The sequence below is a fragment of the Achromobacter marplatensis genome, from assembly GCF_002209535.1.
GTDB lineage: Bacteria > Pseudomonadota > Gammaproteobacteria > Burkholderiales > Burkholderiaceae_B > Achromobacter > Achromobacter marplatensis.
In genome coordinates, this window is record NZ_NJIG01000005.1 from 94,054 (window position 1) to 106,580 (window position 12,527).

Annotated in this window: 12 protein-coding genes; 4 read left to right on the forward strand and 8 right to left on the reverse strand. The window is 68.1% G+C overall.

Annotation, left to right across the window (positions count from 1 at the left end):
* The 5 genes from ccoO to CEY09_RS13280 form a co-directional block, all read right to left on the reverse strand.
* Positions 1 to 738: a cytochrome-c oxidase, cbb3-type subunit II gene (gene ccoO, locus CEY09_RS13260; protein WP_088588970.1), complete on the reverse strand. Its 738-nt coding sequence runs from the start codon at positions 736 to 738 to the stop codon at positions 1 to 3.
* Between the two features lie 10 nt (positions 739 to 748).
* On the reverse strand, positions 749 to 2,236 hold the full coding sequence (gene ccoN / locus CEY09_RS13265) for a cytochrome-c oxidase, cbb3-type subunit I (protein WP_006225695.1): 1,488 nt from the start codon (positions 2,234 to 2,236) through the stop codon (positions 749 to 751).
* Between the two features lie 199 nt (positions 2,237 to 2,435).
* On the reverse strand, positions 2,436 to 2,597 hold the full coding sequence (gene ccoS / locus CEY09_RS13270) for a cbb3-type cytochrome oxidase assembly protein CcoS (protein ID WP_006225694.1): 162 nt from the start codon (positions 2,595 to 2,597) through the stop codon (positions 2,436 to 2,438).
* Positions 2,594 to 3,565 (reverse strand): P-type ATPase actuator domain-containing protein, encoded by a 972-nt coding sequence (locus tag CEY09_RS13275; RefSeq protein WP_088589264.1) that lies wholly within the window; start codon positions 3,563 to 3,565, stop codon positions 2,594 to 2,596. Before CEY09_RS13275 ends, ccoS begins: the two co-directional genes overlap by 4 nt.
* An 85-nt stretch (positions 3,566 to 3,650) precedes the next feature.
* The gene (locus CEY09_RS13280; RefSeq protein WP_088588971.1) at positions 3,651 to 4,919 is read right to left on the reverse strand and encodes an adenosylmethionine--8-amino-7-oxononanoate transaminase; all 1,269 of its coding nucleotides are present in this window, start codon (positions 4,917 to 4,919) and stop codon (positions 3,651 to 3,653) included.
* A 148-nt stretch (positions 4,920 to 5,067) separates the two neighbouring features.
* On the opposite strand from CEY09_RS13280, the gene CEY09_RS13285 reads away from it, so the two are divergent.
* The 3 genes from CEY09_RS13285 to bioD are packed head-to-tail and all read left to right on the forward strand — an operon-like array spanning position 5,068 to position 8,390.
* A complete protein-coding gene (locus CEY09_RS13285) occupies positions 5,068 to 6,255 on the forward strand; it encodes an aminotransferase class I/II-fold pyridoxal phosphate-dependent enzyme (protein ID WP_088588972.1) in 1,188 nt (395 codons plus the stop codon).
* Complete coding sequence (locus CEY09_RS13290) at positions 6,252 to 6,929, forward strand: alpha/beta fold hydrolase (RefSeq protein ID WP_088588973.1); 678 nt, start codon at positions 6,252 to 6,254, stop codon at positions 6,927 to 6,929. Before CEY09_RS13285 ends, CEY09_RS13290 begins: the two co-directional genes overlap by 4 nt.
* Before the next feature lie 24 nt (positions 6,930 to 6,953).
* Positions 6,954 to 8,390: a dethiobiotin synthase gene (bioD, locus tag CEY09_RS13295; protein WP_088589265.1), complete on the forward strand. Its 1,437-nt coding sequence runs from the start codon at positions 6,954 to 6,956 to the stop codon at positions 8,388 to 8,390.
* Positions 8,391 to 8,400: 10 nt separating this feature from the next.
* On the opposite strand, the gene CEY09_RS13300 is transcribed toward bioD, so the two are convergent.
* The 3 genes from CEY09_RS13300 to CEY09_RS13310 are packed head-to-tail and all read right to left on the reverse strand — an operon-like array spanning position 8,401 to position 11,514.
* Entirely contained in the window at positions 8,401 to 9,597 is a 1,197-nt protein-coding gene (locus tag CEY09_RS13300) for a CaiB/BaiF CoA transferase family protein (RefSeq protein ID WP_088588974.1), read from the reverse strand.
* On the reverse strand, positions 9,594 to 10,481 hold the full coding sequence (locus CEY09_RS13305) for an HpcH/HpaI aldolase/citrate lyase family protein (protein ID WP_088588975.1): 888 nt from the start codon (positions 10,479 to 10,481) through the stop codon (positions 9,594 to 9,596). The genes CEY09_RS13300 and CEY09_RS13305 overlap by 4 nt, the downstream gene beginning before the upstream one ends.
* Before the next feature lie 40 nt (positions 10,482 to 10,521).
* Positions 10,522 to 11,514 (reverse strand): tripartite tricarboxylate transporter substrate binding protein, encoded by a 993-nt coding sequence (locus CEY09_RS13310; RefSeq protein WP_088588976.1) that lies wholly within the window; start codon positions 11,512 to 11,514, stop codon positions 10,522 to 10,524.
* A 139-nt stretch (positions 11,515 to 11,653) separates the two neighbouring features.
* On the opposite strand from CEY09_RS13310, the gene CEY09_RS13315 reads away from it, so the two are divergent.
* Complete coding sequence (locus CEY09_RS13315; RefSeq protein ID WP_088588977.1) at positions 11,654 to 12,511, forward strand: LysR family transcriptional regulator; 858 nt, start codon at positions 11,654 to 11,656, stop codon at positions 12,509 to 12,511.
* Positions 12,512 to 12,527: the final 16 nt, after the last annotated feature.

Consider the following 12,527-nt stretch of genomic DNA (forward strand, 5'->3'; position numbering starts at 1 on the left):
TCAGCCTCCCGTGGCCGCTTGCGCGGCGGGTTGCACGGCGGACTGCGCGGTAGGCGCTGCCGCCTTCTTGGCCGCTTCGGCCTTCCGGGCGTCCTCGGCCTGCTTGGCCTGGGCCTTGCGCACGCCTACGCCCAATTCCTGCAGGTAGGCGACCAGCGCGTCCTCTTCCGTCTTGCCCTCGATGGCCTTGGGTGCGGCCGCGATGTCGGCGTCGGTGTAGGGCACGCCCAGGGCGCGCAGGGCCCGCATGCGCTCGGCCACGTTCTGGCCGGTAATGACCGTCTTTTCCAGCCACGGATAGGCGGGCATGTTCGACTCGGGCACTACCTTGCGCGGGTCGCGCAAGTGGATGCGGTGCCAGTCGTCGGAGTAGCGCTCGCCCACGCGCGCCAGGTCCGGGCCGGTGCGCTTGGAACCCCACAGGAATGGATGGTCGAAGACCGATTCCGCCGCCGTCGAGTACGAGCCGTAGCGCTGCACTTCCGCCGCCAGCACGCGCACTTGCTGCGAGTGGCAGCCGACGCAGCCTTCGCGGATGTATACGTCGCGCCCCATCAGCCGCAACGGGCTGTAGGGTTCGACGCCGGCAACGGGCTGGGTCGTGCTGTGCTGGAAGAACAGCGGAACGATCTGGACCAGCCCCGCGAAGGACACCACCAGGATGCTGGCGATGATCATCCAGCCGATGTTCTTCTCAAGCGTCTGGTGAGAAAAGAAGCCAGGTTTCTTGTTGGCCATGATGTCCTCGTCAAACAGTAGCCGGCGCGGCGGTCGCAACGACCGGCGGGCGAGCGGCGTGGGGATCGTCCAGCGGAATGGCGGGGTTGACCGGTTGCGCGCCACGCACCGTCTTCCACACGTTCCAGGCCATGACAAACACACCAGACAGGAACAACGTGCCACCCAGCAAGCGGATCAGGTAGTACGGGACGCGCGTCTTCAGTTCCTCGACGAAGCTGTAGACCAGCGTGCCGTCGGAAGCGGTATCGCGCCACATCAGGCCCTGCTGCACGCCGGCGATCCACATGGCAGCGATGTACAGCACCACGCCGATGGTCGCGATCCAGAAGTGCAGTTCGATTGCCTTCACGCTGTACATCTTTTCGCGGCCGTACAGGCGCGGGATCAGGTAGTACAGGGAACCGAAGGAAATCATGGCGACCCAGCCCAGCGCGCCAGAGTGCACGTGGCCGATGGTCCAGTCCGTGTAGTGCGACAGCGCGTTGACCGTGCGGATCGACATCATCGAGCCTTCGAAGGTCGACATGCCGTAGAACGACAGCGCCGTCACCATGAACTTCAGGATTGGATCGGTGCGCAGCTTGTACCAGGCGCCCTGCAGGGTCATGATGCCGTTGATCATGCCGCCCCAGGAAGGCGCCAGCAGGATCAGCGAGAACGTCATGCCCAGCGACTGGGTCCAGTCGGGCAGCGACGTATACAGCAGGTGGTGCGGACCCGCCCACATGTACGTGAAGGCCAGCGCCCAGAAGTGGACGATGGACAGACGGTACGAATAGATCGGGCGGCCGGCCTGTTTGGGCACGAAGTAATACATCATGCCCAGGAAGCTGGTGGTCAGGAAAAAGCCCACCGCGTTATGCCCGTACCACCACTGCACCATGGCGTCCTGGACGCCGGAGTACGCCGAATATGACTTCCACAACGACACCGGCATTTCGATGTTGTTGAAGATGTGCAGGATGGCGATGGTCAGGATGTACGAGCCGAAGAACCAGTTGGCCACGTAGATGTGCTTGGACCGGCGCTTGATGATCGTGCCGAAGAACACGATGGCGTAGGCGACCCAGACCAGCGTGATCAGGATGTCGATCGGCCATTCGAGTTCCGCGTATTCCTTGCTGCTGGTGAATCCCATCGGCAGCGTGATGGCGGCGGCGACGATGACGATCTGCCAGCCCCAGAACGTGAAGGCGGCCAAGGGGCCACAGAACAGGCGGGCCTGACAGGTGCGCTGGACGACGTAGTAAGACGTCGTGAACAGCGCGCTGCCACCGAAGGCGAAGATCACCGCGTTGGTGTGCAGCGGGCGCAGGCGGCCGTAGCTCAGCCATGCGGTATCGAAATTCAACTGAGGCCAAATCAGCTGCGCGGCGATAAAAACGCCCACAGCCATGCCGACAATGCCCCAAACCACCGTCATGAGCGCGAACTGCCTCACGATCTTGTAGTTGAAGGTATCGGCCTTGCTTGCGATTGCGGCGCAATCGTTCATCACCCTTCCCCCAAAGTAACAAATAGCTCCAGGCTCAGATGATGGGACTAGTCACACAAGTCGGCGTTGATATGGATCAAGCACTGGATGGCCCGCAGGGGAACGCGGCGCCCGCGCAACGGAACTGCAAGAAGATGGGCGAATGTTGCGGTCGAGGCGGGCGCATCGCCCGAACCTGAACCACGATGCGCAGCGGCTTTCAGCCGCGGCTGGCGGGACCGCTGTCGTCGTCGCGCAGGATGGCCGTGCCGGCGTTGTCGGTGTCGTCGTACTGGCCGTTGAAGACGGCCCACCACAGCGATATGCCGATGGCCAGCACGAACAGCAGGGACAGGGGCAGCAGCAGGTACAGGATGGTCATTGCGCAGCTTCCAGCGCGCCGGAGGGCGAGAGTTCGCCAGACCAGTCCCGGCGGCACAGGCGCCAGGAGTTATAGGCTACCGCCAGCGACGAGACCAGCATGGTGATGGCGGCCAGCCACGGCGTGACCCAGCCCACCAGCGCCAGCGGCGTCATGAGCAGATGCCAGACCAGCGATCCATAGAGGTTCTGGCGGGCCTTGTGGCGGGCTTGCCGCAAGAGTTCGTCCAGCGCGGCATCGGGCATGGACGGGTGCGCCGCCAGCGCCGAGTGCGCCGAAGCCATGGCCGTGGGCACCGCCATCGACATGGCGCAGGGGCAGCTCATGACCAGCAGCGCCACCATCACCGGGATGCTGTGCGCGGGATCGATGTAGGCCCACGCGGCAGCCGCTGCCAGCGCCAGCGCCACCTGCGCCAGGACGAAGCGCGAGGCCAGGCGGTCAGCGCGGGCGCCCAGGTCCAGGCGCTGGGCCTCGACCCGCTGGTGCCGCAGGCCGCCTGCCGCGCCGAAGGACTGGCGCGCGCAGAGCTCCAGATATCTTGCTGTCAGCAAGAAGGCCACGAACATCGTGACGGAATCGAAATAGACTTCGCCGTGCCCCGTCCAGGTGGCGTGCACGCTGGGGATGAAGGCCGCGACGATGCCAAGCGCCACCGGCACGTCCATGCCGGCGCGCCCGTGGCGCAAGTTGTCGCCCGCGTGGCGCCAGATGGGCCACGCCGAATACAGCACCACGGGGATGGTCAGCGCGAAGCTGGCCCAGTTCATCAGCACGATGGCCCAGTCCAGCGTTTCCAGGGCGTCGACGGGCATGCTGTCGTGCCGCAGGTAGCCGGGCCACGCGAACATCATGACCTGCATCATCGCCAGCCAGGCGAGCGACAGGCGCACCAGCGCGTGGCGGCGCTGCTGGCGGTCGGCATCCGGCAGGCAGGCAGGAACGGCGAAGATCGATTTTGCTCGCATGCGCCGATGGTAACCACCGCCCTGGCAAGGCGCCTTGATCTGGATCAAGGCGCTTTCCGCCCCTTGCCGAGGTGGGGCGGCCGGGTCAGGGGCGCTGCTGGCGCAGCACGTCCACCACGGCACGCATCAGGGCTGCCAGTTCATCGTCGGCGATGGTCAGCGCCGGCGTCAGGTAAACGACGTTGCCGAACGGGCGGACCCAGACGCCGGCCTCGACCAGCCGGCGTTTCAAGGCCTCGCGGTCGGCGATGCCGTCCAGTTCCACCACGCCGATCGCGCCCAACACGCGCACGTCGCGCACCCAGGGCACGTCGCGGCAAGGCTCCAGGCCGGCAGCCAGCGCCGTCGACAGGCGTTGCGCCTGCGCCAGCCGGGGCTCGGACTCGAACAGGTCCAACGACGCGTTGGCGGCCGCGCAAGCCAGCGCATTGCCCATGAAGGTGGGGCCATGCATCAGCGCGTGCGCCGGGTCATCAGACCAGAATGCCTCGAATACCCGGTTGCTGGCCACCGTGGCGGCCAGCGGCAGCGTGCCGCCCGTCAGCGCCTTGGACAGGGTGATGATGTCGGGCCGGATGCCGGCCTGCTCGAACGCGAACATCGTGCCCGTGCGCCCGAACCCGGTGAAGATCTCGTCGAAGATCAGCAGCAGGCCGTGGCGGTCCGCCAGCCGACGCAGGCGGCGCAGCACTTCCGGTTCATGCAGCAGCATGCCGCCCGCCCCCTGCACCAGCGGTTCGACCAGGATGCCGGCCAGTTGCGGCCCGCGCGTCTCCAGGAATTGGTCCAGTGCTGCCATCGAGGCCTCGTCGCGCGGCAGGTCGACGATGTCGTGCTCGGCCAGCATGCCCCGGAACAGGCTGTGCATGCCCTCGTCCGGATCGCATACGGCCATGGTGCCGAACGTGTCGCCGTGATAGCCGCCGCGGAACGCCAGGAAGCGGCTGCGGCCGCGTTCGCCCTGGTTCAGCCAGAACTGCACGGCCATCTTCATGGCGACTTCCACCGCCACCGAGCCCGAATCGGTATAGAAGACCCGATCCAGCCCCGGGCCCAGCAATCCGGCCAGCCGGCGCGCCAGGGTCAACGCCGGTTCGTGGGTCAGGCCGCCAAACATCACGTGCGGCATGGCCTCCAACTGCGCGCGCACCGCCTGGGCGATGTGCGGGTGGTTGTAGCCGTGGCAGGCCGTCCACCAGGACGCCACGCCGTCGATCAGGCTGCGCCCGTCGGCCAGCTCCAGCCGGCTGCCGTGGCTGCGCACAACCGGCAGCGGCGGCGTGGCTGTCTTCATTTGGGCATAGGGAAGCCAGATATGTGGCTGGCCCTGGGCCACCCAGTCGGGCGTGTGCATGATTGAACTCCGCAAAAACCGGCGGCGGCCCGGCGGTTCCGGGAAGGTTTGTCCCCGAAAACCGCCGCGCGCGCCTCCACTACAATGGCCCGCATTCTACGGCCTGGCGCGGGGCAGCCCCTGCCCCCGGCCGCTGCCGGAACGATTGATGTCAAAGCTGGATTCCCTGTTTTCCTCCGAGTTGGCCCTGGCCGACACCCGCCGCGTGCGACGCCGCCTGCGCACCGCCACGGCGGCGCCGCCCGGCCGGATCGTGCTGAACGGCGCGCCTGTGCTGAATTTTTCCAGCAACGACTATCTGGGCCTGTCCAAGCACCCGCTCTTGATCGAGCGTGCCCGGGAATGGGCAGCCCGCCACGGGGCGGGCGCTCAGGCTTCGCGTCTGGTCTGCGGCAATCTTGACCTGCACGAGCAAGTGGAGGCCAAGCTGGCGCGCCTGAAAGGCTCCGAAGCCGCCCTCGTGCTGGCCTCCGGCTGGCAGGCCAACGCCGCGGTGCTGCCCGCGCTGCTGCGCGCCGCCGGCACCCGGGGCGAGGTCGAGCTGTATGCCGACAAGTTGAACCACGCCAGCCTGCACCACGGCTGCCAGGCGGCCGGCGTGAAGCAGATCCGTTTCCGGCACAACGACCTGGACCATCTGGAACGCCTGCTCGCGGCCCGGGCCGCAGAAGGGTCGGATAAGCCCGTGTCCCGATTCATCGTCACGGAAAGCGTGTTCAGCATGGACGGGGACCGGACCGACGTCGTCCGGCTGGCCGAACTTGCCGACCGCTATCAGGCCTTCGTCTACCTGGACGAAGCCCACGCCACCGGCGTGCTCGGCCCTGGCGGCATGGGGCTGGCCGGATTGGCGCCCGGCCGCATCGACCTGGCGATGGGCACGTTCAGCAAGGCGCTGGGCGGCTTCGGCGCCTACGTGGCCGGCTCCCGCGCGCTGTGCGACTACCTGATCAACACCTGCTCGGGATTCATCTACACCACCGCGCTGCCCCCCGCCGTGCTGGGCGCGATGGACGCCGCCTTGGACCTGGTGCCCACGCTGGACGCCGAACGCGCCCGGCTGGCGGCCGCCGGTGACCATCTGCGCGCCGCGTTCCAGGGCATGGGGCTGGACACCGGCGCCTCGTCCACCCAGATTGTGCCCGCCATGGTGGGCGACGAAGGCCGCGCGCTGGCGATCGCCGCCGATCTGGAACAGCGGGGCCTGCTGGCCGTGGCGATCCGCCCGCCCACCGTACCCGCCGGCACCAGCCGGCTGCGCGTGACGCTCAGCGCCGCGCACCGCGACGCCGACGTGGCGCAACTGATCGCCGGCTTTGCGGCGGTGCTGGCATGACGGACTCCCACCCCCTGCCCGTCCGCCCCACCCTGCTGTTCGTCCATGGCTGGGCCTTCGACGCCTCGGTCTGGACGCCGTTGCGCGCCGAACTGCGCGATTGGCCGCAAGTGGCCGCCGACGCCGGCTACTTCGGGCCGGCCCACCTCCCAACGATCGACGGCCCGGTGATCGCCGTCGGCCATTCGATGGGCGTGCTGCGGCTGCTGCGCGGCTTGCCAGTGGATTGCCGCGGACTGGTGTCGATCAACGGCTTCCCGCGTTTTGGCGCGGCGCCGGACTTCGACGCCGGCGTGCCGCGCCGCATGCTCGACCGCATGGTCAAGCGCCTGTCGGCCGATCCGGCTGCGGTGCTGCAGGATTTCCGCCAGCGCTGCGGCGACGCCTCCGCCTTTGGCGCACCGCAGCTGGAAACGCTGGCCCAAGACCTGGAAGCGCTTCGCGATGAAGACCAGCGCGGCGCGCTGGCGGCCCTGCCCGTTTCGCTGCTGATCCTGGCGGGCCAGGACGATCCGATCGTCCCGATGGCGATGACGCAAGCCGCATTTGGCGGCCGCGCCGGCGACGAACGGCATGAGCGGGAACAGGGCGGCCATCTGTTGCCGGTGACGGACGCGTCATGGTGCGCGCGCCATATCGCCGGATTCATTGCCCGACTGACCCAGGCGGCCTGATTGCCTGGCCTGACTGTACGCACCATGACGCAAGCTCCACGCAAGCCGCAAGTCGCCGCCCGTTTCGGCGCGGCCGCGCACCGCTATGAAGACCATGCGCCTATCCAGCGCATCACGGCCGAACGGCTGGCCGGTGATATCGCCCGGCTGCGCCTGCCCCCGCGCCCCCGCATCCTGGAGATCGGCTGCGGCACCGGCCTGCTGACTCAGGCGCTGGCCCGCCGGCTGGGGCCGGCCGACTGGACGGTCACCGACATCTCGCCCGCGATGCTCGCCACCTCGCAGCGCGGCCCGGCGCTGCCGGGCACGGCAAGGTTTGAAGTGCTGGACGGCGAATACCCCCAGGCGCTCGCCGGCCCTTACGACCTGATCTGCTCCAGCCTGGCCGTTCAATGGTTTACGGACCTGAACGCCGGCCTGGGCCGGCTGGCCACATTATTGGCGCCGGGCGGCCATCTGGCCGTCGCGACGCTGGCCGACGGCACATTCGACGAATGGCGGGCCGCCCACCAGGCCGCGGGCCTCGTTGCGGTCACGCCACGCTACCCCGCGCACGCCGCCATCCGTCCGGCCATGGGCAATTTGGCCGGTAGCGTGCACAGCGAACGGCTGATACAAAATCATCCTGACGGCCTGACTTTCCTGAAGGGCCTGAAAGGCATCGGCGCCACCACGCCCGCGCCCGGGCGGCCGCCGCTCAGCGCGGCGGCACTGCGGCGCGTGCTGGCAGCGTTTGACGAACAAGGAGCCACGGTGACGTATCACCTGGCCTACGGTATGTGGAAAAAAACGACTCAACGCCCCGTCGGGGTTTTCGTGACCGGCACCGACACCGGCATCGGCAAGACGCTGGTGTCCGCCATCCTGGCGCGCGCCTGGAACGCCGACTACTGGAAGCCGGTACAGACCGGCGTGTCCGAAGAACCCGGCGACACCGACACCGTCGCGCAACTGGCCCGGCTGCCGCCCGAACGCCTGCATTTGCCGGCCTACGTGCTGCAAGCGCCGCTGTCGCCCTGGGCCGCCGCCACGCTGGAAGACACGGTGGTCGACGCGACCACCATCGTGCCGCCGACGACCGACGGCCCCTTGATCGTAGAAGGCGCGGGCGGCCTGTACGTGCCCATTGACGACACGCACATGATGATCGACCTGATCGCCCGCCTGGACATGCCGGTGGTGCTGGCGGCGCGCAGCGGCCTGGGCACCATCAACCACACGTTGCTGAGCCTGGAAGCGCTCAAGCGCCGCGGCATCCCCGTGCTGGGCGTCGTCATGAGCGGCCCGCTGTCGGCGGGCAACAAGGAAGCCATTGAACGCTTCGGCGACGTGCGCGTGCTGGCCGAAATCCCGCCCCTGTCAAAAGTGGACGCCGCCGCCGTCGACGCACTGGCGCAGATCATCCCGCCGCTGGAAGACTGCCTGGCGGCCTTGGGCGGGGCGCCCGCGGTGGCGGATTAGGCGTCGGGCCTCATCCCAGCGCCCCCCGTTCCCGCAACGCCGCCAAGCGCTCGGCTGACACCCCCGCCTCCGTCAGCACCGCTTCGCTATGCTCGCCGAAGGCGGGCGCGGCGCGGGGCGCATCCGGCTGGCTGCGGCCGAACTTGATGGCTTGGGCGAACCCGCGGTAGCTGCCCACCACGGGGTGCGTAAACGTCGTGACCATGTTTTCGGCCTGCACCTGCGGGAAGTCGAACATGTCCTCCACGCCACGTGCGGCCGCGCAAGGCACCTCTTCGCCGAACCAGGCCTCCCATTCCAGCGCCGTGCGCGCGCGCAGGGCCTCGTGCAGACGCGGCACGATCTCGTCGCGGTGTTCGGCGCGTTTACGCACCGAGTCGTAACGTTCGTTGGCGGCAAGCTCAGGCAAGCCGGTCTTGGCGCACAGCGCCTGCCAGAAATGCGGCGTGTTGGCCGAGATGTACAGATACCCCTCGCCTGTGGGATGGATGCCCGTGATGCCGCCCGAGCGCATGTCGCGCCCGATGTCGCGCGGTTCGCCTTCGGCCCAGACCAGCCTTGCGGACTGCAAGGCCAGCGCGCTGCGCAACAGTGATACGCCCACGAACTGCCCGCGTCCGCTGCGTTCCCGCTCGTACAGCGCCGAGGCCACGCCGGCGGCCACCATGGATGAAGCGTAGTAGTCCACCACCGATCCGTACAGGATCTCGGGCGGCCCCTCGGCCTTGCCTTGCAACGCGCACATGCCAGTCATCGTCTGCAGCACCTGGTCGTAGCCGGCCTTGTCTTTCAACGGCCCGGTTTCCCCATAGCCGGTGACGGCGCAGTAGATCAGCCTGGGATTGATCTCGGCCAGCTGCTCATAGGCGATGCCCAGCCGGGCCGGCACGCTGGGCCGGAAGTTGTGCACCAGCACGTCCGCCTGCCGCGCCAGATCGTGCAGGACGGCCAGCGCTTCCGGATTTTTCAGGTCCAGCACCAATCCGCGCTTGCCGCGGTTCACGCCAAGAAAGGCGCGGCTTTCGGCATCCAGCGTGGACGGGTACTTGCGCAGGTTGTCGCCGCTGGGCGGCTCCACCTTGATGACGTCGGCGCCCTGATCCGCCAGCAGCGTGCAGCCATACGGCCCGGCGATGTAGGCGCTCAGGTCCAGCACACGGACGCCCGCCAGCGGACCGCCCGGCGATTGCATTGCCGCCGCCATCATTGCGCCTGCTCCGCTTGCGCCGTCGCGAGCCCAAGCCCGGCCGCCACCCGCAATATCGCCTCGGCGCGGCGCAGGAAGGGGCCATCGATCATGCGGCCGTCCACCACGAATGCCGCCACGCCCTTGGCTGACGCTTCGCGCGCGGCCTCAACCACGCGGCCCGCGTGCGCGATCTCGTCATCGGTGGGCCGGAACGCCGCGTTGGCCAACGGCACCTGGCGCGGGTGGATGCAGCTTTTGCCGATATAACCCAGGCTGCGGGCCAGTTCCGCCTCGGCCCGGTAGCCGGCTTCGTCCTCGATATTGGCGAAGGCGGAGTCGTAGGCGAACACGCCCGCCTCGGCCGCCGCCAGGCGCAAGGCGAACATGGCCTGCTGCACCGCCACTGCCTCGCGGCGAGCGATGCCCGCCGGCTCGAAGAGATCGCCCAGCCCCAACTGCAAACCCGCCACGCTGGGATGCGCCGCCGCCAGGCGGGCCGCCCGCCGCAGCGCACGCGGCGACTCGATGTTCAGCAGCAAGCCGACCGGTTGATCGACGCCGTTGGCGCGGCGCGCCTGCTCGACCGCGCTGGCCGCCGCCACGACGTCGGCCTCGCTTTCCGCCTTGGGCAGGTTCACCAAGTGCAGCCCCGGCCGCACCACGGCCTGCACGTCCGCATGGAACTGCCCGGAATCCAGCGCATTGACACGCACGATCAGCGTCTTGCCCGACGCGGCGGCTTCGGGCGCGGCCAGCATGCGGGCCAGATGGCCGCGTGCTTCGTCCTTGCGCGACGGCGCCACCGCGTCCTCCAGGTCGAACGACAAGGCGTCGGCGGCGCCCGCCAGAGCCTTGGCGAACAGCTCGGGGCGCGATCCGGGTACGAACAGTTTGCTTCTCATGCTTGCACTCTGGGAAAGAGGGTTGATGCGGGGTCGGCGCTTACTGGATGGAGATGTTGCGGTCGCGGGCCACCTGCTTCCACTTGGCGGCATCGGCCTGAACCAGTTCTGCGAATTGCGGCACGGTCAGCGCAGCCGGCACCGCGCTTTCTTCGGCGAACATGGCGCGCATCTTCTGGTCGTTGACGATGCCGCGGATCTCGGCGTTCAGCTTGTCGACCAAGGGTGCGGGCGTTCCCGCCGGCGCCAGCACGCCCCACCACAGTTCCACCGAATAGCCGGGCTGGCCTTCACCAATGGTGGGCAGCGCCGGATAGAACTGCGACCGTTCGGGCGAGGTCACGGCCAGCACGCGCAGCTTGCCGCCCTTGAGCAGCGAGGCCGTGGATGCGAAGCTGCCGATCACGAAATCAACCCGGCCGCCGGCCAGGTCGTTCAGCGCATGCGACATGCCCTTGTAGGGCACGTGCGTAAACGACGTCTTCTCACCCCCGGCCAGGATTTCGCTGGCCATCTGGTTGACCGAGCCCAAGCCCGCGCTGCCGTAGGTCAGCTTGCCCGGCTCCTTGCGGCCAACGGCCAGCAGGTCGGCCATGGACTGGTAGGGTGAATCCTTGCCCACGACCAGCGCCATCGGGCTGCGCGCCAGCATCGCTACCGGCGCGAAGCTGCGCACGACGTCGTACTTCAGGTTGGTCTGCACGGCCGCATTGGTCGTGAGCGTGGACGACGACAGCATCAGCACGGAGCCGTCCTTCGGTGCGCGGGCCACATATTCCGCCCCGATCGCGCCGCCCGCGCCGGGCCGGTTTTCGACGATGACGGTCGTGGACAGGCGCGCGCCCAGCTTTTCGGCCAGCACGCGGGCAAACACGTCGTTGCTGCCGCCCGGCGGGAACGGCACGACCATCGTGATCGTCGCGGGGACGGCGGGCGCCGCCTGCGCCGCAGCCAATCCGGGCGCGCCCAGCGCCACGGTCAGGGCCAAGGCGGGCAATAAGGCGGCACGCAGGCCGGCAAAGGACTTCGTCATGGGGGTCTCCTCGGTTGCGGTCCGGCGGGCGTCCAACGCCTGCGTGCATGCCGCTTGTCGTTTTGTCTGAAGCGAATACTAGGACGCTCGCCTGGTGATATAAAGCGAGGATTCTTAAAACACTACGTGAGGATTTCTGATGAAGATCGAATCTTTCCGTACGCTCAACGCCGTATTGCGCGGCGGCAGCTTCGCGGCGGGCGCAGCGGACATGAACCTGTCGCCCAGCGCCGTCAGCCTGCAGATGAAGCAGATGGAGGAATACTTCGGACAGCCCTTGTTCGACCGCTCGGCGCTGCAAATGCGGCCCAACGCCTTTGCGGCGGAAGTCGATGGCGTGCTGCAGGAGGCGCTGGCGCGCCTGGACGAACTGCGCCGGCGCAGCACGCCCGCTGTCGAAGGCCGCGTCCGGCTGGGCACCATCGAACCGCTGCAAGTGACGCTGCTGCCCCCGTTGCTGCGCAAGCTGCGTGAACGCTACCCCCTGCTGGACGTGCGCCTGGTGCGGGGACGCGCGACCGAGCTGACCGAAAAGCTGAAGAAGGGCGAGATCGACGCCGCCATCATCACGCAGCCCGAAACCGGGGGCTCCAGCCGCCTGGCCTGGACACCGCTGTTCCGGGAAACGCTGGTGCTGATCGCGCCGCCCGATTCGCACGAGACGCGCGTCGCCGACCTGTTCCAGCAATACGAATGGATCCGTTTCGACAAGACCACCATCGGCGGCCGGCTGGCCGCGCGCTATGTCGCGCAGCATGCGCCCCATGCGCGCTGCCGCATCGAGATGCAATCGCTGGCGGCGCTGACGGCGCTGGTGTCCGCCGGCCTGGGCGTGTGCGTGCTGCCCGAGCCGGGTCCGAACCTGCTGAACGTGCATCCGGTACGCGTGCTGCCGCTGGGCAAGCAGGCGCCCTACCGTCAGATCTCGTTCGTCTGCCGGCTGACCGACCAGGACAATCGGCTGGTGCAGGCGCTATTGGAAGGCGCGCGTCCGTAACGCATCACGCGCACAA

Coding starts and splice junctions, on each gene's coding strand:
- CEY09_RS13275 (WP_088589264.1), bottom strand. CDS start 3,565: ATGCGAGCAAAATCGATCTTCGCCGTTCCTGCCTGCCTGCCGGATGCC.
- CEY09_RS13305 (WP_088588975.1), bottom strand. CDS start 10,481: ATGAGAAGCAAACTGTTCGTACCCGGATCGCGCCCCGAGCTGTTCGCC.
- ccoN (WP_006225695.1), bottom strand. CDS start 2,236: ATGAACGATTGCGCCGCAATCGCAAGCAAGGCCGATACCTTCAACTAC.
- CEY09_RS13285 (WP_088588972.1), top strand. CDS start 5,068: ATGTCAAAGCTGGATTCCCTGTTTTCCTCCGAGTTGGCCCTGGCCGAC.
- CEY09_RS13310 (WP_088588976.1), bottom strand. CDS start 11,514: ATGACGAAGTCCTTTGCCGGCCTGCGTGCCGCCTTATTGCCCGCCTTG.
- CEY09_RS13290 (WP_088588973.1), top strand. CDS start 6,252: ATGACGGACTCCCACCCCCTGCCCGTCCGCCCCACCCTGCTGTTCGTC.
- bioD (WP_088589265.1), top strand. CDS start 6,954: ATGACGCAAGCTCCACGCAAGCCGCAAGTCGCCGCCCGTTTCGGCGCG.
- CEY09_RS13280 (WP_088588971.1), bottom strand. CDS start 4,919: ATGCACACGCCCGACTGGGTGGCCCAGGGCCAGCCACATATCTGGCTT.
- CEY09_RS13315 (WP_088588977.1), top strand. CDS start 11,654: ATGAAGATCGAATCTTTCCGTACGCTCAACGCCGTATTGCGCGGCGGC.
- CEY09_RS13300 (WP_088588974.1), bottom strand. CDS start 9,597: ATGATGGCGGCGGCAATGCAATCGCCGGGCGGTCCGCTGGCGGGCGTC.
- ccoS (WP_006225694.1), bottom strand. CDS start 2,597: ATGACCATCCTGTACCTGCTGCTGCCCCTGTCCCTGCTGTTCGTGCTG.
- ccoO (WP_088588970.1), bottom strand. CDS start 738: ATGGCCAACAAGAAACCTGGCTTCTTTTCTCACCAGACGCTTGAGAAG.